Raw genomic sequence first — 22,250 nt, 5'->3', positions numbered from 1 at the left:
GATGACCCACCGCATTCTGATCCTCGGCGGAACGACGGAAGCCCGGCAACTGGCTGCGAAGCTGGCTCGTCGCGCGGATTTCTCGGTCACGCTGTCGCTGGCCGGCCGCACCGAAAGCCCTGTCGCGCAGGGCGTGCCGGTGCGTGTCGGCGGCTTTGGCGGCGCCGGCGGGCTGGCGGGCTATCTTCACGAGGAACGTATCGATCTGCTGATCGACGCCACGCATCCATATGCCGCGCGCATCTCGGCCAATGCCGCCGAAGCAGCAACGAAATCCGGCGTGCCGCTCCTGGCGCTGCGCCGTCCCGGCTGGGAGCCCGTCGCGGGCGATCGCTGGACGCTCGTCGACAGTGCCGCCGAGGCGGCAAGTGCGCTCGGTACGGCGCCGCGCCGCGTTTTCCTTGCGATTGGCCGGCAGGAGGCCGGCGCCTTCGAGGCTGCGCCGCAGCACCGTTACCTGATCCGTAGCGTCGATCCGGTCGAGCCGAAGCTCGCGGTGCCCGATGCGCTCTACTTGTTGGCGCGCGGACCGTTTCCGGAAGCCGACGAGCGGGCGCTGCTCGAAAAATACGGCATCGACGCGATCGTTTCCAAGAACAGCGGCGGCGAGGCGACCTATGGCAAGATCGCCGCTGCGCGGGCGCTCGGCATCGACGTGGTCATGATCCGCCGGCCACCTTTGCCGGACGTTCCTTCGGCCGAGACCGTCGATGCGCTGGCGGCAAAGCTCGATCATCTGTTCGACCCCGTTGCCGAACGCGGCGTGTAGACGAGCGCGGGTCTTTCGTCGCGCTTGATGATACGGGTCTCGGGCGAGCCGATGATGATGCAGGTCGACATGTCGGCTTTTGCCRCATCGGCGTCCGCCAGCAGGAAAACCTCGATGCGCTCGTCGGGACGGCCGGCGGCGCGGCCGAAGATCACCGGCGTTGTGCCGGGCAGGATCGCCTTCAGGCATTCGAAGGCGCGGCCAAGCTGCCAGGGGCGGGCCTTGCTGATCGGGTTGTAGAGCGCGATGACGAAGCCGGCTCCGGCCGCCGCCAGCAGGCGCAGCTCGATCAGCTCCCACGGCTTCAGGTTGTCGGACAGCGAGATGGCGCAGAAATCGTGCCCGAGCGGCGCGCCGATGCGGGCGGCGACGGCAAGCATGGCGGTGACGCCCGGGACGACCGAAAGGTCGATGGCACGCCATTCGGCGGGACCGGCTTCGATCGCCTCGCAAACGGCCGCGGCCATGGCGAAGACGCCGGGATCGCCGCCGGAAACGACCGCGACGCTGTGGCCCTCGGCCGCTTTGGCCAACGCTTCGTTGGAGCGCGCAAGCTCCTCGCGATTGTCGGAAGCGATGCGGGTCTGGTCGGACCRCAATTCGAGGCGGTCGAGATAGGGTTTGTAACCGTAGAAGAAGGAAGCCTCGGCGACGGCATTGGCAGCCTGCGGCGTAACCTGGTCGGCGTTGCCGGGTCCGAGACCAATGACGGTAAGGCGGCCGCTCATGGCTTGGCTCCAGGGCGCGCCGACCAGCCGGCGACCAGCACGATGGYGAAATAGGGCGCCTTGTCGTCCGGCTTGTCGGCGAGCCGCATGGAGACGCTGCCCGGCATGGTGCCGCGCTCGACATAGACGGCCTTGGCCAGCTTGCCGGTGGCTTCGAGCGCGCGCCTGATCTTCGGCAGGTTGCGGCCGACCTTCATGATCACCGCTGCATCGGTGTCGGCCAGCCGACGGGTCAGCTCGAACTCGCTCATCGTGCCCGGCAACACTGTCAGCACATCGTCGCCCTGGACGATCGGCACGCCGGTCTGCGACCAGCAGCCGGACATGGCGGTGATGCCGGGGATGACCTCGGTCGGGAAGCGGTGCGCGAGGCGCACATGCAGGTGCATGTAGGAGCCGTAGAAAAGCGGATCGCCCTCCGACAGCACCGCCACCATCCTGCCGGCGCCGAGATGCTCGGCGACCTGCTCGGCCGACTGCTCGTAGAAATCGGTGATCTGCGCGCGGTAGTCGTCGTGATCCTTGTCGATCTCGGTCGTCACCGGATAGAGCAGCGGCAGCTCGACCATCTCCGGCCGGAAGCGCGCCTCGACGATGGCGCGCGCGTTGCTGTTGTTGCCGCGCTTGGCGAAATAGGCGACGACGTCGGCCTCGGCCAGGGCCCGCGCCGCCTTCAACGTCAAAAGCTCGGGGTCGCCGGGACCAGTGCCGACGCCAACCAGACGGCCTTTCAAAAGAGCGTTCACAGGCCGGGCCTCGCCAATGAATTAAGCGCGGCGGCGGTCATGGCGCTGCCGCCCAGCCTGCCGCGCACGATGGCGTAGGGCACGCCATAGGAATTCTCGGCCAGCGCGTCCTTGGATTCGGCAGCACCGACGAAGCCGACCGGCATGCCGATGATCGCGGCAGGCTTGGGCGCGCCGTCACGCAGCTTTTCGAGCAGGTAGAAGAGCGCRGTCGGCGCGTTGCCGATGGCGACGACCGAGCCTGCCATACGCTCGCCCCATAGGTCGATCGCGGCCGCCGAGCGGGTGTTGCCGATCGCCTTCGCTATGTCGTGCGTGCGCGGGTCGCGCAGCGTGCAGATCACCTCGTTGCCGGCGGGCAGGCGCGCGCGGGTGACGCCGTGCGCCACCATCTCGGCATCGCAGAGGATCGGCGCGCCGGCGGCAAGGGCCGCGCGGGCCGCATCGACGAAACTGTTGGAAAAAACGAAATTCCTGGCGGCTTCGACCTGGCCGCAGGCATGGATCATGCGGATCGCGACATCGGCTTCCGCCTCTGAGAAGCGCGACAGGTCCGCCTCGGCGCGGATGATGGCGAAAGAGCGCTCATAGATCGCCATCCCGTCATGGATGTAGTCGTAGGCGGCCATTTACTGGTTCCGTCGATAGAGTTCGGCGATGCCGGCCGCGCCAAGCCTTGCGAGGCAAGCGGCGGCGGTTTCGCCTTGATGTCTTGCGTCGTCGATCGCCGCCGCAATGCCGGCGACCCCGCGCGCGGCGTCATAGCCCGGCCTGTATCCGGCAGGAAGGGCCTTTGCCGTCCCGTCCACGACAAGTCCGGCTCCGTTTTCGTCGCCGACCAAAGTGAGCGTCGCTGCGCCGGGATGCGCGCAGCCCTTGGCGCAGCCGGAAATGTGCAGGGTCAGGGAGGCGTCGAGGAGGTCGGCGCTTTGTTTTGCGATCGCCTCGGCGATGGCGCGGGTGGCGATGCGGCCCGAGGCGCAGGCCGGCGTGCCCGGGCAGGCGGCGATGYGCGTGCGGGGGTCGGTGGGGGACGTGACAAAGCCGAGGGCGGCGGCGGAGGACTGGAGCAAGGAGGGGGCGGAGAGGCTGAGGAACAGCAAGGCGCGGCCGGGGGCGAGGCGAATTTCGGTGGCGCCGAGGGTTGAGGCTTGTGTGGCGAGGTCGATGAGGGGTTGGGCTGGCATGCTGCCATAGGGCAGGCCAATGCCGAGGGCGTGACCGGTGCTGAGGTCGAAGATGCCAATAGAGGATCGATGGCGCTCTACGGCGCCCCCCTCTGTCCTGCCGGACATCTCCCCCACGAGGGGGGAGATCGAGCCGTCGCCGCCGGTTTCGCCAATCGCCGACCTGGAAAGATGAGAGTTCGCTGCAGAGAGGGAGCCGCCGCGCAAGCTGCTAATCTCCCCCCTTGTGGGGGAGATGTCCGGCAGGACAGAGGGGGGCGCGAAGGAATGCCAGCCAGCGAGAGACGCCAGCTGCCGCTCCGACAAATCGCGGGTGTGGGCCTCGCGGCCTTTTTCAGCGACCATCCTCAACGCCGCCACAGCGATGTCGCGCGCAGTCTCCGCATCGGCCGTCGCGAGCGCCTTTACGCTTCGACCATCCCCGCTGAACGACACGGCCCAAACGGCACCGGTGCCGGCCCGCACCGCTCTCAGCCTCACGTCAGCCGTAAGCGCGTCCATGTTCAATTGCCCGCTGCCATCGACAACCACCGACACCTTCGGCCCTAGCCGTGCCGTCAGCCCGGCCTCTTCGATCGCCAGCCTGATCCGCTCGGCCAACGGTCTCGGATCGGCAATCTCCTCAGGGTCGATCCCCGCAAGCGGCCCCGTCTCGACCGGCACGCCGCTCCGCACCTCGATGCCCAGCACATCCACCTCCGCCGCCAGCAGCCGGGCGCTTTCCGCTGTCAGCCCCCGGATCTGCAGGCTGCCGCGCGCGGTTACTTCCATGATGCCATTGCCGTGGCGCAATGCGGATTCGCCGAGTCGGATCAGCAAGTTGGGAGCAAGTCCTCCAGCGACCGGATTGAGCCGCACCAAAAGCCCGTCGCCGGTCTGCATCGGCGCGCTCAACGCAGGGCAGGCGCCGCGTCGCGAGAAGGCGTTCATGCCGCCACCCCGCTCGCCCGGGCCTCGGCGATCAAAGCCGCGAGATCGTCGTCGATGGAATTCCTGAGCGGATGCCAGAGGCCGCGCCGCCGCGCGGCGAGGAAGCGCTCGGCGATGACCTTGGCGGCGGCAGGGTTCTCGCGCAGCAGAAAGGCGCGGACGTCCGGATCACCGACATAGGCGTCATGCACCGCCTCGATCAGCGCGCCTGATATGGCATGGGTGGTCTCGGCGAAGCCGACCAGCCGGTCGACCGTTTCGGCGAATTCCGAGGCGCCGCGCGGCCCGTGGCGCATCTGGCCGGCGATGAAGCGCGGGTTGACGGCGCGGGCGCGGACCACGCGCGACACCGCTTCGCCGACCGAGCGCGGCTTCGGCTTCTTCGGATCGGTCGTGTCCAGCACGATGACGTCGGCGTTGCGGCCAAGCGCGGCAAGAGCCGCCGAAAAGCCGCCAATGAAGGCGACATCGGCCGAACCTTCGAGGATGTCGCGGCCCGGGTCGTCGCCGGTATGGACGAGAAGGTCGGCTTCGGCGATCCGTCCCTCGAAAGCGCCGGGCGCTGAAATCGCCTCGCCATCGGCGCCGCCATAGGCATGCGAGGTGGCGTCGAGATAGGCGCGGCCGATCTCTTCGCGCAAGACCCATTCGCCGCGCGACAGCAGGTCCTCGACGCCGGCGCCATAGGTGCCGGGCGATGTGCCGAAAATGCGCRGCTCGATCTTGCCTTGGGCACGGGTGGCTGCGGCAAGCGGGTTTTCCGAATCGTCTTCGTCGCGGCCGGCGACGGCGTTGGCGGCTGCATCGATCAGCGCGATCTGGGTCGGGAACATGTCGCGGAACAGGCCGGAGATACGCCAGGTGACGTCGACGCGCGGGCGGCCGAGCGTGGCCGGCGACAAGACCTCGATGCCGGTGACGCGACCGGTGGCGGCATCCCATTGCGGCCGGCAGCCCATCAGCGCCAGGCCTTGCGCGATCTCCTCGCCGCCGGTGCGCAACGAGGCCGAGCCCCAGAGGTCGATGACCAGCGAGCGCGGCCAGTCGCCATGGCTCTGCATGTAGCTGCGCACCACTTCCTCCGCCGCCGCCTGGCCGAGATCATAGGCGGTCGGCGTCGGCATGGTTCGGGGATCGGACGTGAAGAGGTTGCGGCCGGTGGGCAGGACATCGGAGCGGCCACGCGCCGGCGCGCCGGCGGGGCCGGCTTTGATGTGGCGGCCGTCGAGCGCGGCGAGCAGGTTGCGTTTCTCGGCCGCCGCGCTTTGCAGGCGCAGCGGATCGGCTTCATCCTCCGGCGCGCGGCCATAGACGTGCAGCCCGTCCTTGACGGCGAAATCCTTGAGGTCGCAGAGCCAGGCGTCGATGCGGCGCAGCGCTTCGTCGGGTTGGTCGGTCTTGGCGACGCCAGCTTCCGAGGCAAGCCCGGTCTTGCGCGCCGTCTCGACGATCAGCTTTGCCAGGCGATCGCGGCGGCGACGGTCGAGCCCGTCGGCCTGCGCATATTCATCGACCAATCGCTCGAGCTTCTGCTGCGCCTCGTCGAGGCCCGCGCCGGTCAGCGGCGGCGGCAGATGGCCGAGCGTGACGGCCGCAATGCGGCGCTTGGCCTGCGCCGCTTCGCCCGGATTGGAGACAATGAAGGGATAAATGACCGGCAGCGAGCCTGTGACGATCTCGGGGAAACAGGCGTCGGAGAGCGCGACGGTCTTGCCCGGCAGCCATTCCAGCGTGCCATGCGCGCCGACATGGACGATGGCGTGGACGCCGAGCGATTTTTGCAGCCAGAGGCCGAAAGCGATGAGTTCGTGGCGCGGGGGGAGCGTCGGGTCGTGGTAATCCGCGCGGCGATCGGCGGAGCGGCCACGGTCGGGGGCCAGCGCGACGGTGACGTTGCCGAAGGTGGCGGCGCGGAAGGGGAAGCGGTTCTGGGGGGTAGCTTGCAAGAGTTCGCGTTCTGTCGCCCCCCCCTCTGTCCTGCCGGACATCTCCCCCTCAAGGGGGGAGATTGGCAGTTCCGCCGCCGGCTCTCCCCTTGCCAGGCCGGAAATTGGCGAAAGCCGAGGTGAAGGAATAATCTCCCCCCCTGAGGGGGAGATGTCCGGCAGGACAGAGRGGGGGGCCTCGCGCAGACCTATCCGTTCAGCCTTTCCCCACGCTGCCTCAAGCGTATCGCGTGCAACTGCAGGCAGTTCGGCCGAATAAGCCAGGTAGTCACCCAAAGTAAGGCTTTCCCCACTCACCTCCAACGCATCCAGCAAATCCCGCGGCGATTGCGGAATCCCTTCAACCGCATAACCCTGTTCCTTCAGGTCCTGCAGCATCGCAAGCACACTGGAGGGCACATCAAGCCCAACGGCATAGCCGGTCCGTCCCGGCGCGCTCGGGTAATCCGGGATCAGGATGGCGAGCTTGCGCTTTGTCCGTTCCGCCCGCTGCAGGCGAATAAACGCTGCGATGCGCTTGGCCACCTGCGACACGCGGTCGRCTTCCGGCCGGTTGGCGAAAGCGCGGAAGGCCAGCGCCGGATCGGTATCGACCTCGCCCTTGAAGGAGATTGCGCCGGCGAGGATACGGCCGTCGAGCTCGGGCAGGACCACATGCATGGCGAGATCGGCGGGCGCCAGGCCGCGCTGGTTCTTTTCCCAGACCTCGCGCCTCGTCGTGGCGACGATGACCTGGAAGACCGGCACGCCGGCGCGGTCGAACAGGGTTTCGGCGCCGGGTTCCGCGCCGGAGGCAAAGGCGGTGGCAGTGACGATGGCGGCGGGACTTAGCGAGGCGATGGCGTTCTCGACGAAGGCGAGGGATGTCGGGTCTTTGAGGCTGGAGACGAAGATCGGCACGGGCGCCAGGCCTTGCTGCTCCAACGCTTCCGCGAGAGCGTCGATGGGCGCTACGTCTGCCGCCAATAGCATCGAGCGGTAGAAGAGGATGGGGATGACGCCGAACTTGTTGGCGTCGAGTTCCGTCGCCCCCCTCTCTGTCCTGCCGGACATCTCCCCCTCAAGGCGGGAGATTGCTTTGTCGTCGACGGTTTCGCCAATCGCAGACGTTGCAGATGGTTCTTTTGACGCCCTTGAAGAAAACGCGCCAGGGTTGATGACGGCTGATCTCCCCCCTTGAGGGGGAGATGTCCGGCAGGACAGAGAGGGGGGCGAAGGATCGCCGACCTCTGAAAGGTCCGGCTTCTCAACGACACCAACTCCCGGCTCATAAAACCCCGCCTTCGGTACGCTCACCAGCTCGGCAACCGCCGCTTCAGCCCCCGCCAGCCTCGCCAATCTCCGCACCAGCGCCGCCATGTTCGCCGGACCGCCCTCTCGGAAATAGCCGAGCAAGGCGTCCAACTCCTCGCGCGGCAGGGTCGAGGCTTCGATCAGGCGCTGGTCCTCGTCATGGCTTTCACCGGGCAGCAGCGCCAGCTTGATGCCGCGCTCGCTCGCCACTGCCGCCAGTTGGTCGCRACCGTAGCGCCACCACTCATAGCCACCGAGGATGCGGACGAGGATGACCCTGGCGTGGCGGGCGACGCTGTCGATCCAGAGATCGACCGACATCGGGTGGCGAAGGTCGCGCAGCGCCGCAAGCCGCATCGAGGGCAGCCGCGCCGCATCGGCCTTCCAGGCGGCGGCCAGGCCGGCGAGATCGCTGTCGGTGAAGGACAGGGCCACGACATCCGCAGGCGTCTGCCTGAGGTCGATCGGCTCGGCAAGATCGTCGAGCGAAGCGGATGTGGTGGCGAGGATATGCATCGCTGTCCGATTTGCCTCAGCCGGCGAGGATACGCTCGATCGCCGGGCGGTTCAGCCCCTTGAGGCCGATGACGACGAGCCGCGAGCGGCGGTCGTCCTCGGCTGTCCAGGCGCGGTCGTAATAGTGGTTGACACGTGGGCCGACGGCCTGCAGCAGGAGGCGCATCGGCTTGCCGCCGACTTCGACGAAGCCTTTGACGCGCAACACGTTCTCCTGTTCGGCGGCAAGGGCGACGCGCTTTGCCAGTTCGTCCGGATTGGCGATCGACGGGATGTCGATGACGAAGGAATCGAAATCGTCATGCTCGTGGTCGAGCTCGTCGTCGTGATGGGTCTTGCGGTTCTCGATGTCGTCCTCGACGGCGAGGCCGAGGCCGAGCAGCACCGACGGGTCGACTTTACCGTGAGTGGTCGGGACGACCTTGACGGCGCGCGCCACGTGCTCGCCGATAACGGCGTTGGCGCGCTGCGAGCCGGCGGCGTCCATCAGGTCGCTCTTCGACAGGATGATCAGGTCGGCGCAGGCGATCTGGTCCTCGAACACCTCTTCGACTGGATCGTCATGGTCGAGCGAGTCGTCCGCCGCGCGCTGCGCCTGCAAGGCGTCCATGTCGGATGCGACGCGGCCGTCGGCCAGCGCCGGGCCGTCGACCACGGCGACGACGCCGTCGACCGTGACGCGGCTCTTCACCGTCGGCCATTGGAACGCCTGGACCAGCGGCTTCGGCAGAGCGAGGCCCGAGGTCTCGATCAGGATGTGGTCGACCTTCGGCGTGCGGGACAGGATCTGGTCGAGCGCCGGCACGAAGTCGTCGGCGACGGTGCAGCAGATGCAGCCATTGGCGAGCTCGACGATGTTTTCTTCCGGACAGGTGTCGACGCCGCAGCCCTTCAGGATCTCGCCGTCGATGCCGACATCGCCGAACTCGTTGACGATGATCGCCAGCCGCTTGCCCTTGGCGTTTTCGAGCAGGTTGCGGATCAGCGTCGTCTTGCCGGCGCCGAGGAAGCCGGTGACGACGGTGCAGGGCACGCGGGATAAGGAAGCGGTCATGGTCAGTCCTTCAGCATGTCGAGGGGAGGGATGCGGGCAACCAGGCCGCGCTTGAGGGAATCGGGCCGGCCCCGCCAGGGGATCAGGCCATCGGTCGAGGTGGCGAAGAGCTTTGCGCCGGCAACGAGGTCGGCGCCGCTGGTCGTGTCCAGATCGCCGAAGACGTAGCTCCAGCAGCCGTCGCGCAGCAGCGCGGCGCTCAATCGGCGCTTGCAATTGCCGAGGCATTCGACGGTGCGAATGCGGATATTGTCGCTCGAGGCGGCGCGGCGCGTGTCTTCGGCCAGCAGCGCGCCGGCGCGGGGATGTGCGTCGGATCCGGTTTCGTCGCGGCAGGACGAGCAGACGATGACGGTCACGCCGGCCAGCGCATCGGGCTCGGACGAAATGTCCGCACTGTTTGCCGGGAAACTGCCGTTGCGATCCAAAACCAGGCTCCTTGCCCGGAAAACCCGCCGGGCATTCGGATACTTTTAGTCTCAGACGGCAGGTCTCCTGGCTCGCGGGTCGTCGCCTCAGATGCCGCCTTCCCGGGAACATCCCAGTGGTTTTCGGCCGGGGCTCGTCGCTTACAGTTGCGGGGACAGCCGCGGATTTGGGTTTTGGCCCGCACCGCATTCCCTCTTGGCTCCTCCCTTTGCCGGGAGAAGACCGTCTGGGTCAGGATTTAGGCTTACGGCCAGGCGCCTGTCAACGCGTGGCTACGACACGGTCGTGTGGGCCAGCGCCATTACCAGCCCTCCCAGCCCTTCGGCGRCTTTATCGGTTTAAGATATGTTCCCACGAGGCGAYGGGGCGCAGCGGCTGCCGGAAGCATGGTTGGCGAACAACCTCTCGGGCAGATCGGGCTCCACATCAAGATAACCCGGCTCCTATCCGATTCTGGTTGCTGATCGTCGAGCAGATATTGATCGCCAACCGTCAGCAGGCCACAGGACTGCTTGATGTCGTCGTCGATCTCTCCGTGTTCGGAACTCAGCCAGCGCAGCAGCAAAAACGCCGCCGCGTCGGCGTCTACGCCGCCGCAGTAGATTACGGGTTTGGTGACTTCTACCCATTTCGACTGGGACGCAGCGTTTGCATCGAGCGTAGAAGACAGCATTAGAGCTGCTACTACCAGACACTTGAAACCATTGAGGGTCATCAAACCAAAGCTCGGTTCATAGCAAGCTTTGTTCTATTTTTGTTCTTTTTGTTTGTCAACGCGCTGCTATGGCATCGCCATGTCGATCAGCGCCGGTCCGAGGTCGCCGGCCGGCGTCACTTCGATCGCCTGCAGGCCGAGCCATGCCTGCATTTGCTTCAGTTCGTCGAAGAGCTGTGCGGCGGTTTCAGCGGGAGCACCGGCTTCGGCATAAGCGGCATGGACGCGCAGCACGCTGGCCGGGCGGTCGGCGCGCAGATCGACGCGGGCAACGATGCGGTCGCCGAGCAGGAAGGGCAGCACGTAGTAGCCGTATTGGCGCTTTTCGGCCGGCGTGTAGATCTCGATGCGATAGCGGAAATTGAAGAGCTTTTCGGTGCGCGTGCGTTCGAAAACCACGGGATCGAACGGGGCAAGCAGGGCACGCGCCTCGATCCGGCGCGGGATTCGCGCGTCCTTGTGGAGATAAGCGGGCTTGTCCCAGCCTTCGACCTTCACCGGCAGCAAATCGCCGGCTTCGACCAGTTCCTCGATGCGGTCCTTGGTGTCGCCGGGCGCCAGCCGGAAATAGTCGCGCAGGTCGCCATAGGTGGCGATGCCGTGGGCGCGTGCCGAGATGCGCAGCAATTCGCGATGCGCGTCCTCGACCGAGGGCACGGGCAGGTCGAGCACGGCCTGCGGCAAAACGCGCTCGGGCAGGTCGTAGTAGCGTTCGAAGCCGCGCCGGTAGGCGGTGGTGATGCGACCGGCCCAGAACAGCCATTCGAAAGCGTGCTTGGCCTCGCTCCAGCCCCACCAGCCGCCATTGCCCTTATGGCCTTCGATATCTGAGGCGGCGATCGGACCGCGATCGGCGACCTCTCTATAGATCTCATCAATCATGTCCTTGCGTTCACGGCCCCATTTCGCCAGGCCGAGATACATCTCGTCGCCCTGCTCGGCGCGCTGCATGCGCCAGCGCATCAAGGGATAGGTCTCGACAGGCAGGAACGAGGCCTCGTGCGCCCAATATTCAAAGACCGCACGCTTGCGGGTGACCGCCGCATTGTCGAGCAGCGCCAGCGGGTAGGGGCCAAGGCGTGAATAGAGCGGCATATAATGTGCGCGCACCACCGCACTGACGGAATCGATCTGCAGCAGGCCGGTCCGCGAAAGCACGCGGGCAAGATGGCGTCGGTCCGGAACACTATTGGGCCTGGGGTCGTTGAACCCCTGCGCGCCGAGCGCGATGCGCCTGGCCATGGCGAGCGAGATTTTCTCCTTCATCAAGGTGTCCTTGCCCCGATCGTCCGTCGGATTTTTAGCCGGTGATTCCGGCCATGCTAGCAGGCAAATGGCGGGAGATATGTCAGGAGAGAAAAGTGGAGTAAAAAGTGAAGGAAATCAAACAGGAGCGGATCGGACCAGTTTCTTCCGATAAGGCGTCCAGGGCCGCGATTTGAACAAGGTTTGACTTGCGTCACCGAAACCGCTGCGCTAACCCTCGCCGCGTTGCAGCATGGGCCCTCTTAAAACGGTTCAGCGGTTAAACTGTCACGCTTCCGCATTAGAGTTCGTTGCTGTAATCAAAGTGAACTGCCCCGCCGAAGGAAAGCCGCCGCATGAGCGCACTCCTGAGTTCTTACCTGCCTATCGTCCTGTTCATCGCCGTGGCGATGATCGTCGGTCTGGCGCTGATCGTCGCTCCTTTCCTGGTGGCCTACCGCAATCCCGACCCGGAAAAGCTTTCCGCCTATGAATGCGGGTTCAATTCGTTCGACGACGCCCGCATGAAGTTCGACATCCGTTTCTACCTGGTGTCGATCCTGTTCATCATCTTCGATCTCGAGGTCGCCTTCCTGTTCCCGTGGGCCGTGTCCTTCTCGAAGCTCGGCATGCTCGGCTTCTGGTCGATGATGGTGTTTCTGGCGGTGCTGACCATCGGCTTTGCCTATGAATGGAAAAAAGGAGCGCTGGAATGGGATTGAACGACAGTTCAGGCACCCTCGTCGCGCCGAAGCCCAAGGGCATCATCGACCCCAACACCGGCAGGCCGGTGGGGGAAGACGATCCCTTCTTCCTCGAAATCAACAATGAGCTGGCCGACAAGGGTTTCCTTGTCACCTCGACCGAAGCGCTCATCACCTGGGCGCGCAGCGGCTCGCTGATGTTCATGACCTTCGGCCTCGCCTGCTGCGCGGTCGAGATGATCCATACCTCGATGCCCCGCTACGACTCGGAGCGTTTCGGCGTCGCGCCACGCGCGTCCCCGCGCCAGTCAGACATCATGATCGTCGCCGGCACGCTGACCAACAAGATGGCGCCGGCGCTGCGCAAGGTCTACGACCAGATGCCGGAGCCGCGCTACGTCATCTCGATGGGCTCCTGCGCCAATGGCGGCGGCTACTACCACTATTCTTATTCGGTGGTGCGTGGCTGCGATCGCGTCGTGCCCGTCGACATCTATGTGCCCGGCTGCCCGCCGAGCGCCGAAGCGCTGCTCTACGGCATTCTCCTTCTGCAGAAGAAGATCCGCCGCACCGGCACGATCGAACGGTGAGCCGATGACCCTGGCGTTGAACGAACTCTCCACCTATCTCGGCGAGAAGCTCTCCGGCCGCATCGGCGAAGCCGTGCTTGCCTATGACGAACTGACCATTTCCGTCGAGCCGGGCAATCTGATCGAGGTGGCGACCTTCCTGCGCGACGATCCGCGCTGCCAGTTCATCTCGATCATCGACATTTGTGGCGCCGACTACCCGTCGCGCGCCAGGCGGTTCGATGTCGTCTATCACCTTCTGTCGCCGAAGCAGAATGTGCGCATCCGCCTCAAGGTCCAGGCCGACGAGGAAACGTTGGTGCCGTCGCTGACCGCCGTCTATCCAGGCGCCGACTGGTATGAGCGCGAGACGTATGACCTTTACGGCGTGCTGTTTAGCGGCCATCCGGATCTGCGCCGCATTCTCACCGACTACGGCTTCGAGGGGCACCCGCTGCGCAAGGATTTCCCGCTGACCGGCTTCGTCGAGGTGCGCTACGACGACGAGGCCAAGCGCGTGATCTACGAGCCGGTCGAGCTCAAGCAGGAATTCCGCAATTTCGATTTTCTTTCTCCTTGGGAAGGGACGGACTACGTCCTGCCCGGGGATGAAAAAGCCAAGACGAATTGAGGCGCCGCGATGGCTGAAACCTCCGTCCGCAATTTCAACATTAACTTTGGGCCTCAACACCCTGCCGCGCACGGTGTTTTGAGGTTGGTTCTCGAGCTGGAYGGCGAAGTTGTCGACCGCGTCGATCCGCATATYGGTCTGCTCCACCGCGGCACCGAGAAGCTGATCGAGGCCAAGACCTATCTGCAGGCCGTGCCCTATCTCGACCGGCTCGACTATTGCGCGCCGATGAACCAGGAGCATGCCTTCGCGCTCGCGGCCGAGCGGCTGCTCGGCATCGAGGTGCCGAAGCGCGGCCAGCTGATCCGCGTGCTCTATTCCGAGATGGGCCGCATCATGTCGCACATCCTGAATGTGACGACGCAGGCGATGGATGTCGGCGCGCTGACCCCGCCGCTGTGGGGCTTTGTCGAGCGCGAAAAGCTGATGGTGTTCTACGAGCGCGCCTCGGGCTCACGCATGCATGCGGCCTATTTCCGGCCGGGCGGCGTGCACCAGGACCTGCCGCAGAAGCTGGTCGAGGATATCGGCAAGTGGATCGACCCGTTCCTGAAGTCGATCGACGATCTCGACGCCCTGCTCACGCCCAACCGCATCTTCAAGCAGCGCAATGTCGATATCGGCACGGTGTCGCTGGCCGACGCCTGGGCCTGGGGGTTTTCGGGCGTGATGGTGCGCGGCTCGGGCGCGGCCTGGGACCTGCGCAAGGCGCAGCCMTATGAATGCTATTCGGAGATGGACTTCGACATCCCGGTCGGCAAGAACGGTGACTGCTACGACCGTTACCTTGTGCGCATGGAAGAGATGCGCCAGTCGGCCAGGATCATGCGCCAGTGCGTCGATCTTCTGCTCGGCAAGGAAAGCGCCGGCCCGGTGTCGAACCTCGACGGCAAGGTGGTGCCGCCGAAGCGCGCGGCGATGAAGCGTTCGATGGAAGCGCTGATCCATCACTTCAAGCTCTATACCGAGGGCTATCGCGTGCCGGCCGGCGAGGTCTACGCGGCCGTCGAAGCGCCGAAAGGCGAATTCGGCGTCTATCTGGTCTCCGACGGCACCAACAAGCCGTATCGCTGCAAGCTGCGCGCGCCTGGYTTCGCGCATCTGCAAGCCATGGATTTCCTGTGCCGCGGCCACATGCTGGCCGACGTCACCGCCGTGCTTGGCTCCCTCGACATCGTGTTTGGTGAGGTCGATCGGTAATGCGGCAGGTGATTGCAGCTTTGTCGCTTACTGCAATAGCCGGTCAATCGGCCCTTGCAGCCGATTGCCCTGCGTCGGTAACGTCTTTGGAATTGGCAAAAAAGCACTACAAGCTGCACTACGTCACTTTGAACATGCGCGACAGTGCGACTAGTGACCAAGCTGTTGTCGACGCGTTCTATTTCGGGGATGCGTCCTGCGAATATCGCTTTATGGCGCCGCAGGATGTGACATTTACCAAAGCCGAGATTTCTGAAGCCGCGCTCAATCGGCAGGGGTTCAAAAAACTTGCCAAGAAGCTGGGTCATCAAGCGGGTGTTTCTCCTGCCGTCATGACAAATTCGCCGACCTTTCAGTGCTTCGACAACCAGTCGAAGGTTTGCAAGGAGGCGGCGGCTCGGCAATGACACCGTTTCCTGACCCCMGCCCTTTCGACTGCTACAACAGAGTTCAAACCTAATGTCAGTCCGCCGTCTTGCAGAAGCCAGCCTCCAGCCAGCCTCGTTCGCCTTCAACAAGGAGAACGCGGCGGCGGCTGAGCAGTGGATCGCCAAATATCCGAAGGGGCGCGAGCAGTCGGCCATCATCCCCTTGCTGATGCTGGCGCAGGAACAGGAAGGCTGGGTCACCAAGGCGGCGATCGAGACGATCTCGGACATGCTCGGCATGCCGCGCATCCGCGGCCTCGAGGTCGCGACCTTCTACACGCAGTACCAGCTCAATCCGGTCGGCACGCGGGCCCATATCCAGGTCTGCGGCACTACGCCCTGCATGCTGCGCGGCTCGGAAGCGCTGATGGATGTGTGCCGGTCGAAGATCCATCACGACCAGTTCCACACCAACGACAAGGGCACGCTGTCGTGGGAGGAGGTCGAATGCCTCGGCGCCTGCGTCAACGCGCCGATGGTCATGATCTTCAAGGATACGTTCGAGGACCTGACGCCCGAGCGGCTGGCCGAGATCATCGATCTCTACGACGCCGGCAAGGGCGCGGAGGTCAAGCCGGGGCCTCAGAACGGCCGCCACGGCTCCGAGCCGGCCGATGGTTTGAAGACGCTAACAAATGAAAAGGCGATCCTGAAGTCGACGCGCGACAAGGAAGCCAAGGCGGCCGCGAAGGCTGCCAAGGATGCCGCCGCCGCAGCGCCGGCTGCCGCTCCTGCGGCCGTCGTCTCGCAGGCGGCACCTGCCGCAGCCCCGGCACCCGCTGCACCGCCGGCCTCGGGTCCGGTTGCGCCGTCCAAGTCCAGCAAGCCGAAGACCGATGCGCCGGAGACCAGCCCGGCCTTGACGACGCCGTCGCCGGTCAAGGTCGCCCCGGCCACCGAGAAGGCGGCCAGCGTCAGGGCGCCGCGCCATTCGGCCGCCAACGCCAACCAGGCCGATCCTGAAGTCGAGGCGGTTTCCAAGCCGCGCAGCGGACCGAAGACGAAAGCCGAGCCGGCCACCGCCTTCAAGGCGCCGGAAACCAAGCAGCCGGTCGCCAAGACAGCGAAGCCTTCGCTGGAGGACAAGAACCGTCCGTCCGGCATCGAGCGGCCGGCAACCGTCGACGATCTCAAGCTGATCTCCGGCGTCGGCCCGAAGATCGAAGGCATTTTGCACTCGCTGGGCATCTACACCTTCGCGCAGGTCGCAGGCTGGAAGAAGGCCGAGCGCGAATGGGTCGACGGCTATCTCAATTTCCGCGGCCRCATCGAGCGCGACGACTGGGTGAAGCAGGCCAAGGCGCTCGCCAAGGGCGGCGTCGCCGAATACATCCGCGTCTTCGGCAAGAAGCCGGTCTGAGGGACGAAAAATGCTTCAGGACAAAGACCGCATCTTCACCAACATCTACGGCCTGTTCGACAAGTCGCTGGCCGGCGCGCAGTCGCGCGGCATCTGGGACGATACGCCCGGCCTCATCGCCAAGGGCCGCGACTGGATCGTCAACGAGATGAAGGCGTCCGGCCTGCGCGGCCGCGGCGGTGCCGGCTTCCCGACCGGGCTGAAGTGGTCGTTCATGCCCAAGCAGAGCGACGGGCGGCCGAGCTATCTGGTCATCAACGCCGACGAATCCGAGCCCGGCACCTGCAAGGATCGCGATATCCTGCGCAACGATCCGCACACGCTGGTCGAGGGCGCGCTGGTCGCCGGCTTCGCCATGGGCGCGGTCGCTGCCTATATCTATGTGCGTGGCGAATTCATCCGCGAGCGCGAAGCGCTGCAGCGCGCTATCGATGAGGCCTACGCGGCCAAGCTGATCGGCAAGAACAACACGTCCGGCTACGACTTCGAGGTCTACATGCACCACGGCGCCGGCGCCTATATCTGCGGCGAGGAGACCGCGCTGCTCGAAAGCCTCGAGGGCAAGAAGGGCCAGCCGCGGCTGAAGCCGCCATTCCCGGCCAATGTCGGCCTCTATGGCTGCCCGACCACCGTCAACAACGTCGAATCGATCGCGGTGGCGCCAACCATCCTGCGTCGGGGAGCGGCCTGGTTCTCGTCCTTCGGCCGTCCGAACAATGCCGGCACCAAGCTGTTCTGCGTCTCCGGCCACGTCAACAACCCTTGCACCTTCGAAGAGGCGATGTCGATTCCGTTCCGCGAACTGATCGAGACGCATTGCGGCGGCATCCGTGGCGGCTGGGACAATCTTCTGGCGGTCATTCCGGGCGGCGCTTCGGTGCCGCTGGTGCCGGCCGAGCAGATCATGGACGCGCCGATGGATTTCGACGCGCTGCGCGACCTGAAATCCGGCCTCGGCACGGCGGCCGTCATCGTCATGGACAAGTCGACCGATGTCGTGAAGGCGATCGCCAGGCTGTCCTACTTCTACAAGCATGAGAGCTGCGGCCAGTGCACTCCGTGCCGCGAAGGCACCGGCTGGATGTGGCGGGTGATGGAGCGATTGGTGCGCGGCGAGGCGCAGAAGCGCGAGATCGACATGCTGCTCGACGTCACCAAGCAGGTCGAGGGCCACACGATCTGCGCGTTGGGCGACGCGGCGGCCTGGCCGATCCAGGGCCTCATGCGGCATTTCCGCGGCGAGGTGGAACGCCGCATCGACGAGTTTTCGCGCAACGCGCACCGGGTCGAGCCGGTGATGGTCGCGGCGGAATAGGATTTTGGAATATGGGCGAAAGCCCAAGACTGACAGCAGGGGCGGGGCATACGAAGAAACGACCAGGAGATCTCTATGGCGCCGTATTCGATACCCTATCCGTTCATGCCTGATTTGGAACAACTCGAGAAGATGAACCAGGACCTGACCAAGATGATGCCGAAGGAGATGGCCAGCGCCGTCAACCTTCTGGCGCATCCGGTCGCGGGCGCCGCTGCGATGTCGGCGCTCAGCATCGGTCTTGCCAATCATGCCGTCGGCATGTGGATGGGCGCCTTCACCGGCGCGCTGGAAGCCTCGCAGCGCATGTTCCAGCCTTTCCTCGACGATCTCGAGGCGCAGAGCGAAGCGGCCGCCAACGCCACCAAGGCGCGCAAGGCGACAGAGACGCTGATCGCCAGGGCGCAGACCTTCGCCAGGGACGTGACCGACATCGCGGCGAACGCGACCGAGAAGGCGCTCGACGCGACCGGGTCCGGTCTCGTCGCCCAACCGGCTGCAACCGGGCTGATGCCTGAGGATTTCAGGCAGCCGAAGGCGCTCGACAAGCCAGCGAAACCGTCGGACCTGAAGGCGATTTCAGGTATCGGGCCGAAGCTGGAGAAGGTGCTCAACGGTCTCGGCATCTGGACCTATGGCCAGATCGCCGCCTGGACGTCGGAAGAGATCGCCTGGGTGGAAGATTATCTGTCGCTCGCCGGCCGCATCGGCCGCGACGACTGGACTGCTCAAGCGGCGGCGCTCGCCGCGAAGAAGTGAATTGAGATGCCAGGCGCGGCGCAAGCCGCGCCCGGAAGATAGAGATTGCGGAAATCCGCAAGGGGTTTGAGGCGAATGGCAAAGCTAAAGGTCGACGGGAAAGAGATCACGGTACCCGACCATTACACGCTGCTGCAGGCGGCCGAGGACGCCGGCGCTGAAGTGCCGCGCTTCTGCTTCCATGAGCGGCTGTCGATCGCCGGCAATTGCCGCATGTGCCTGATCGAGGTGAAGGGCGGCCCGCCCAAGCCGCAGGCGTCCTGCGCCATGGGCGTGCGCGACCTGCGCCCGGGCCCGAATGGCGAGCCGCCGGAAATCTTCACCAACACGCCGATGGTCAAGAAGGCCCGCGAAGGCGTGATGGAATTCCTGCTGATCAACCATCCGCTGGACTGCCCGATCTGCGACCAGGGCGGCGAATGCGACCTGCAGGACCAAGCGATGGCCTTCGGCGTCGATTCCTCGCGCTATCACGAGAACAAGCGCGCGGTCGAAGACAAGTATATCGGCCCGCTGGTCAAGACGGTGATGAACCGTTGCATCCATTGCACGCGCTGCGTCCGCTTCACCACCGAGGTCGCCGGCATTTCCGAGCTCGGCCTGATCGGCCGCGGCGAGGATGCCGAGATCACCACCTATCTCGAACAGGCGATGACGTCGGAGCTGCAGGGCAACGTCATCGATCTGTGCCCGGTCGGCGCGCTGACCTCCAAGCCGTTCGCCTTCCAGGCGCGGCCGTGGGAACTGACCAAGACGGAATCGATCGATGTCATGGACGCCGTCGGCTCGGCGATCCGCGTCGACTCCAGGGGCCGCGAAGTGATGCGCATCCTGCCGCGCGTCAACGAGGCGGTGAACGAGGAGTGGATTTCCGACAAGACCCGCTTCATCTGGGACGGCCTGCGCACGCAGCGCCTCGACCGCCCCTATGTGCGCAAGGACGGCAAGCTCGTTCCGGCAAGCTGGGCCGAAGCCTTCGCCGCAATCAAGGAACAGGTGTCGAAGACCGCGCCCGAGYGGATCGGCGCGATCGCCGGYGACCTCGCGGCCGTCGAAGAGATCTATGCGCTGAAGCTTCTGATGAACGCGCTCGGCTCGAAGAACATCGACTGCCGCCAGGACGGTGCAGCGCTCGATCCCTCGCTCGGCCGCGCCAGCTACATCTTCAACCCGACCATCGAAGGTATCGAGCAGGCCGACGCGGTGCTGATCATCGGCGCCAATCCGCGCTTCGAGGCTTCGGTGCTCAATGCCCGCATCCGCAAGCGCTGGCGCGTCGGCAACCTGCCGGTCGGCGTGATCGGCGAGATCGGCGATACGCGTTACGATTACGAGCTGATCGGCGCCGGCCCGGAATCGCTCAAGGATCTCGCCGACGGCAACGGCAAGTTCTTCGAGGTGCTGAGCAAGGCCACGCATCCGCTGATCATCGTCGGCCAGGGCGCTCTGGCGCGCCCGGACGGCGCGGCAGTGCTCGGCCAGGCGGCGAAGCTAGCCACCGCCGTCAACGCGGTCACGGCCGAATGGAACGGCTTTGCGGTGCTGCACAACGCTGCGGCAAGAGTCGGTGGCCTTGATGTCGGTTTCGTGCCGGGCGAGGGGGGCAAGGATGTCGCCGGCATGCTGGGCGAGACCGATCTGCTCTTCCTGCTCGGCGCCGACGAAATCGACATGGCCAGGACCGGCGGCGCCTTCGTCGTCTATATCGGCACGCATGGCGATGCCGGCGCGCACCGCGCCAACGTCATCCTGCCGGCCGCCGCCTACACGGAAAAGTCCGGCACCTATGTCAACACGGAAGGCCGCGTGCAGCAGACCAACCGCGCCGGATTCGCTCCGGGCGAAGCACGCGAGGACTGGGCGATCCTGCGGGCGCTGTCGGACGTGCTCGGCAAGAAGCTGCCCTTCGATTCGCTGGCGCAGCTGCGCGCCAAGCTCTATGGCGAGTTCCCGCATCTCGCCCGCATCGACCAGGTGCAGGCGGGCAGCGCCGACGATGTCGCTAGGGCGGCAAARCTTGGCGGCCGGCTGAACAAGGGCACCTTCACCTCACCGGTGAAGGACTTCTATCTGACCAACCCGATCGCGCGGGCGTCGGCCGTGATGGCCGAATGCTCGGCGCTGGCCAAGAGCGGCTTCAAGCAGGCGGCGGAATAAGCATGGACACCTTCTTCTCCTTCTACGTGCTGCCGGCGCTGCTGATCCTTCTGAAGTCGGTCGTGCTGATCGTCGTGCTTTTGATCGGCGTCGCCTATCTGCTCTATGCCGACCGCAAGATCTGGGCGGCGGTGCAGCTGCGCCGCGGCCCGAACGTCGTCGGTCCTTGGGGCACGTTGCAGGCTTTTGCCGACCTTCTGAAATTCGTCTTCAAGGAGCCGGTGATCCCGTCGGGCGCCAACAAGGGGGTGTTCCTTCTGGCGCCGCTGGTGTCGGCGGTGCTGGCGATCTCGGCCTGGGCGGTCATTCCGGTCAATGAGGGCTGGGCGATCGCCAACATCAATGTCGGCATCCTCTATGTCTTCGCCATCTCCTCGCTCGAGGTCTATGGCGTGATCATGGGCGGCTGGGCGTCCAACWCGAAATATCCGTTCCTCGGCGCGCTGCGCTCGGCCGCGCAGATGGTGTCCTACGAAGTCTCGWTCGGCTTCGTCATCGTCACCGTGCTGCTCTGCGTCGGTTCGCTCAACCTCTCCGACATCGTCATGTCGCAGCAGGACGGGCTCGGCACCAAGCTTGGCCTGCCGAACACCTTCCTCGACTGGCACTGGCTGTCGCTGCTGCCGATGTTCGTGGTGTTCTTCATCTCCGCGCTTGCCGAGACGAACCGCCCGCCCTTCGACCTCGTGGAGGCGGAATCGGAACTCGTCGCCGGCCACATGGTCGAGTATTCGTCGACGCCGTTCCTGCTCTTCTTCCTCGGCGAGTATGTCGCCGTCGTCCTGATGTGCGCGCTGGCGACCATCCTGTTCCTCGGCGGCTGGCTGCCACCGTTCGATTTCGCGCCCTTCACCTGGGTACCAGGGGTGATCTGGTTCGTGCTGAAGATCTGCCTGATGTTCTTCATGTTCTCGATGGTGAAGGCTTTTGTGCCGCGCTACCGCTACGACCAGCTGATGCGGCTGGGCTGGAAGGTCTTCCTGCCGATCTCGCTGTTCATGGTCGTCGCCACCGCGGCCTTCCTCAAGATCACGGGGTTTGCGTGATGTCCGCTCTGGCCCAGGCCGCAAAGTCGCTGCTGCTGAAGGATTTCGTCAGCGCCTTCTTCCTCTCGATGCGCCAATTCTTCGCGCCGAAGGAAACGATCAACTACCCGCACGAGAAGGGGCCGACCAGCCCGCGCTTCCGCGGCGAGCATGCGCTGCGCCGTTATCCGAACGGCGAGGAACGCTGCATCGCCTGCAAGCTGTGCGAAGCGATCTGCCCGGCGCAGGCCATCACCATCGAGGCCGGTCCGCGCCGCAATGACGGCACGCGCCGCACCGTGCGCTACGACATCGACATGGTGAAGTGCATCTATTGCGGCTTCTGCCAGGAAGCCTGCCCGGTCGACGCCATCGTCGAGGGACCGAATTTCGAGTTCGCGACCGAGACGCGCGAGGAGCTTTACTACAACAAGGAAAAGCTGCTCGCGAACGGCGATCGCTGGGAGCGTGAGCTGGCGCGTAACATCGCGCTGGATGCTCCCTATAGGTGATTAGCGTGCTTCTCCCCGTAAACGGGGGAAGG

The 22,250-nt window shown here is 65.2% G+C and carries 21 protein-coding genes and 1 riboswitch; of the genes, 13 read left to right on the top strand and 8 right to left on the bottom strand.

Annotated elements, in window-relative coordinates; genetic code table 11:
• Position 1: 1 nt before the first annotated feature.
• The gene (locus LCM4576_RS08065; RefSeq protein ID WP_071031596.1) at positions 2 to 769 is read left to right on the top strand and encodes a cobalt-precorrin-6A reductase; all 768 of its coding nucleotides are present in this window, start codon (positions 2 to 4) and stop codon (positions 767 to 769) included.
• Here the strand turns inward: LCM4576_RS08065 and LCM4576_RS08060 are convergent.
• Genes LCM4576_RS08060 through LCM4576_RS08030 form a run of 7 tightly spaced genes read right to left on the bottom strand, consistent with a single transcriptional unit; the run spans position 733 to position 9,597 of the window.
• Positions 733 to 1,497, bottom strand: a complete 765-nt coding sequence (locus LCM4576_RS08060) for a precorrin-3B C(17)-methyltransferase (RefSeq protein WP_071031594.1) — start codon at positions 1,495 to 1,497, stop codon at positions 733 to 735. The genes LCM4576_RS08065 and LCM4576_RS08060 overlap by 37 nt on opposite strands.
• Positions 1,494 to 2,243 (bottom strand): precorrin-2 C(20)-methyltransferase, encoded by a 750-nt coding sequence (locus LCM4576_RS08055; protein ID WP_071031592.1) that lies wholly within the window; start codon positions 2,241 to 2,243, stop codon positions 1,494 to 1,496. Before LCM4576_RS08055 ends, LCM4576_RS08060 begins: the two co-directional genes overlap by 4 nt.
• Positions 2,240 to 2,872 carry a precorrin-8X methylmutase gene (locus LCM4576_RS08050; protein ID WP_040982059.1) on the bottom strand — a complete coding sequence of 211 codons (633 nt, stop codon included), beginning with the start codon at positions 2,870 to 2,872 and terminating at the stop codon, positions 2,240 to 2,242. The genes LCM4576_RS08055 and LCM4576_RS08050 overlap by 4 nt, the downstream gene beginning before the upstream one ends.
• The gene (gene cobG / locus LCM4576_RS08045) at positions 2,873 to 4,360 is read right to left on the bottom strand and encodes a precorrin-3B synthase (protein WP_071031590.1); all 1,488 of its coding nucleotides are present in this window, start codon (positions 4,358 to 4,360) and stop codon (positions 2,873 to 2,875) included.
• On the bottom strand, positions 4,357 to 8,115 hold the full coding sequence (locus LCM4576_RS08040; protein ID WP_071031588.1) for a cobaltochelatase subunit CobN: 3,759 nt from the start codon (positions 8,113 to 8,115) through the stop codon (positions 4,357 to 4,359). The genes cobG and LCM4576_RS08040 overlap by 4 nt, the downstream gene beginning before the upstream one ends.
• A gap of 16 nt (positions 8,116 to 8,131) precedes the next feature.
• A complete protein-coding gene (gene cobW, locus LCM4576_RS08035) occupies positions 8,132 to 9,169 on the bottom strand; it encodes a cobalamin biosynthesis protein CobW (RefSeq protein WP_071031586.1) in 1,038 nt (345 codons plus the stop codon).
• A 2-nt stretch (positions 9,170 to 9,171) separates the two neighbouring features.
• Positions 9,172 to 9,597, bottom strand: coding sequence for a DUF1636 family protein (locus tag LCM4576_RS08030; protein ID WP_071031585.1), 426 nt, complete (start codon positions 9,595 to 9,597; stop codon positions 9,172 to 9,174).
• Positions 9,598 to 9,636: 39 nt separating this feature from the next.
• A riboswitch (cobalamin riboswitch) is annotated at positions 9,637 to 9,840 on the bottom strand.
• Between the two features lie 215 nt (positions 9,841 to 10,055).
• On the opposite strand from LCM4576_RS08030, the gene LCM4576_RS36265 reads away from it, so the two are divergent.
• Positions 10,056 to 10,274 (top strand): hypothetical protein, encoded by a 219-nt coding sequence (locus LCM4576_RS36265; RefSeq protein WP_131803233.1) that lies wholly within the window; start codon positions 10,056 to 10,058, stop codon positions 10,272 to 10,274.
• Positions 10,275 to 10,379: 105 nt separating this feature from the next.
• Here LCM4576_RS36265 and LCM4576_RS08020 read toward each other — a convergent pair whose 3' ends face one another.
• A complete protein-coding gene (locus LCM4576_RS08020) occupies positions 10,380 to 11,579 on the bottom strand; it encodes a winged helix-turn-helix domain-containing protein (protein ID WP_071031581.1) in 1,200 nt (399 codons plus the stop codon).
• 335 nt (positions 11,580 to 11,914) lie between these two features.
• Here LCM4576_RS08020 and LCM4576_RS08015 point away from each other — a divergent pair, with 335 nt between their 5' ends.
• From LCM4576_RS08015 to nuoI, 11 genes are all read left to right on the top strand, one after another.
• Positions 11,915 to 12,280 carry an NADH-quinone oxidoreductase subunit A gene (locus LCM4576_RS08015; RefSeq protein WP_040982049.1) on the top strand — a complete coding sequence of 122 codons (366 nt, stop codon included), beginning with the start codon at positions 11,915 to 11,917 and terminating at the stop codon, positions 12,278 to 12,280.
• Entirely contained in the window at positions 12,271 to 12,852 is a 582-nt protein-coding gene (locus LCM4576_RS08010; protein ID WP_015317338.1) for an NADH-quinone oxidoreductase subunit B family protein, read from the top strand. The genes LCM4576_RS08015 and LCM4576_RS08010 overlap by 10 nt, the downstream gene beginning before the upstream one ends.
• 4 nt (positions 12,853 to 12,856) lie before the next feature.
• Positions 12,857 to 13,462: an NADH-quinone oxidoreductase subunit C gene (locus tag LCM4576_RS08005; protein WP_040982040.1), complete on the top strand. Its 606-nt coding sequence runs from the start codon at positions 12,857 to 12,859 to the stop codon at positions 13,460 to 13,462.
• 9 nt (positions 13,463 to 13,471) lie between these two features.
• Entirely contained in the window at positions 13,472 to 14,662 is a 1,191-nt protein-coding gene (locus LCM4576_RS08000; RefSeq protein ID WP_040999123.1) for an NADH-quinone oxidoreductase subunit D, read from the top strand.
• Positions 14,662 to 15,069 (top strand): hypothetical protein, encoded by a 408-nt coding sequence (locus LCM4576_RS07995; protein ID WP_041007657.1) that lies wholly within the window; start codon positions 14,662 to 14,664, stop codon positions 15,067 to 15,069. Before LCM4576_RS08000 ends, LCM4576_RS07995 begins: the two co-directional genes overlap by 1 nt.
• Before the next feature lie 52 nt (positions 15,070 to 15,121).
• Positions 15,122 to 16,450: an NADH-quinone oxidoreductase subunit E gene (locus LCM4576_RS07990; RefSeq protein ID WP_071031579.1), complete on the top strand. Its 1,329-nt coding sequence runs from the start codon at positions 15,122 to 15,124 to the stop codon at positions 16,448 to 16,450.
• Between the two features lie 10 nt (positions 16,451 to 16,460).
• The gene (gene nuoF / locus LCM4576_RS07985; RefSeq protein WP_041007653.1) at positions 16,461 to 17,765 is read left to right on the top strand and encodes an NADH-quinone oxidoreductase subunit NuoF; all 1,305 of its coding nucleotides are present in this window, start codon (positions 16,461 to 16,463) and stop codon (positions 17,763 to 17,765) included.
• 75 nt (positions 17,766 to 17,840) lie between these two features.
• On the top strand, positions 17,841 to 18,524 hold the full coding sequence (locus LCM4576_RS07980; protein ID WP_041007651.1) for an NADH-ubiquinone dehydrogenase: 684 nt from the start codon (positions 17,841 to 17,843) through the stop codon (positions 18,522 to 18,524).
• Between the two features lie 75 nt (positions 18,525 to 18,599).
• Positions 18,600 to 20,681: an NADH-quinone oxidoreductase subunit NuoG gene (nuoG, locus tag LCM4576_RS07975; protein ID WP_071031577.1), complete on the top strand. Its 2,082-nt coding sequence runs from the start codon at positions 18,600 to 18,602 to the stop codon at positions 20,679 to 20,681.
• A gap of 2 nt (positions 20,682 to 20,683) precedes the next feature.
• Complete coding sequence (nuoH, locus tag LCM4576_RS07970) at positions 20,684 to 21,727, top strand: NADH-quinone oxidoreductase subunit NuoH (protein WP_071031575.1); 1,044 nt, start codon at positions 20,684 to 20,686, stop codon at positions 21,725 to 21,727.
• Entirely contained in the window at positions 21,727 to 22,218 is a 492-nt protein-coding gene (gene nuoI / locus LCM4576_RS07965; protein WP_040982026.1) for an NADH-quinone oxidoreductase subunit NuoI, read from the top strand. The genes nuoH and nuoI overlap by 1 nt, the downstream gene beginning before the upstream one ends.
• Positions 22,219 to 22,250: the final 32 nt, after the last annotated feature.

This window comes from Mesorhizobium sp. LCM 4576 (assembly GCF_001854815.1).
In the GTDB taxonomy this organism is placed as follows: Bacteria; Pseudomonadota; Alphaproteobacteria; order Rhizobiales; family Rhizobiaceae; genus Mesorhizobium; species Mesorhizobium plurifarium.
The sequence above is the reverse complement of the archived record's forward strand: the minus strand, read 5'-3'. Positions and strand labels throughout refer to the sequence as shown.

Coding starts and splice junctions, on each gene's coding strand:
- nuoF (WP_041007653.1), top strand. CDS start 16,461: ATGCTTCAGGACAAAGACCGCATCTTCACCAACATCTACGGCCTGTTC.
- LCM4576_RS08005 (WP_040982040.1), top strand. CDS start 12,857: ATGACCCTGGCGTTGAACGAACTCTCCACCTATCTCGGCGAGAAGCTC.
- nuoI (WP_040982026.1), top strand. CDS start 21,727: ATGTCCGCTCTGGCCCAGGCCGCAAAGTCGCTGCTGCTGAAGGATTTC.
- LCM4576_RS07995 (WP_041007657.1), top strand. CDS start 14,662: ATGCGGCAGGTGATTGCAGCTTTGTCGCTTACTGCAATAGCCGGTCAA.
- cobW (WP_071031586.1), bottom strand. CDS start 9,169: ATGACCGCTTCCTTATCCCGCGTGCCCTGCACCGTCGTCACCGGCTTC.
- LCM4576_RS08020 (WP_071031581.1), bottom strand. CDS start 11,579: ATGAAGGAGAAAATCTCGCTCGCCATGGCCAGGCGCATCGCGCTCGGC.
- LCM4576_RS08065 (WP_071031596.1), top strand. CDS start 2: ATGACCCACCGCATTCTGATCCTCGGCGGAACGACGGAAGCCCGGCAA.
- LCM4576_RS08015 (WP_040982049.1), top strand. CDS start 11,915: ATGAGCGCACTCCTGAGTTCTTACCTGCCTATCGTCCTGTTCATCGCC.
- LCM4576_RS08010 (WP_015317338.1), top strand. CDS start 12,271: ATGGGATTGAACGACAGTTCAGGCACCCTCGTCGCGCCGAAGCCCAAG.
- LCM4576_RS07980 (WP_041007651.1), top strand. CDS start 17,841: ATGGCGCCGTATTCGATACCCTATCCGTTCATGCCTGATTTGGAACAA.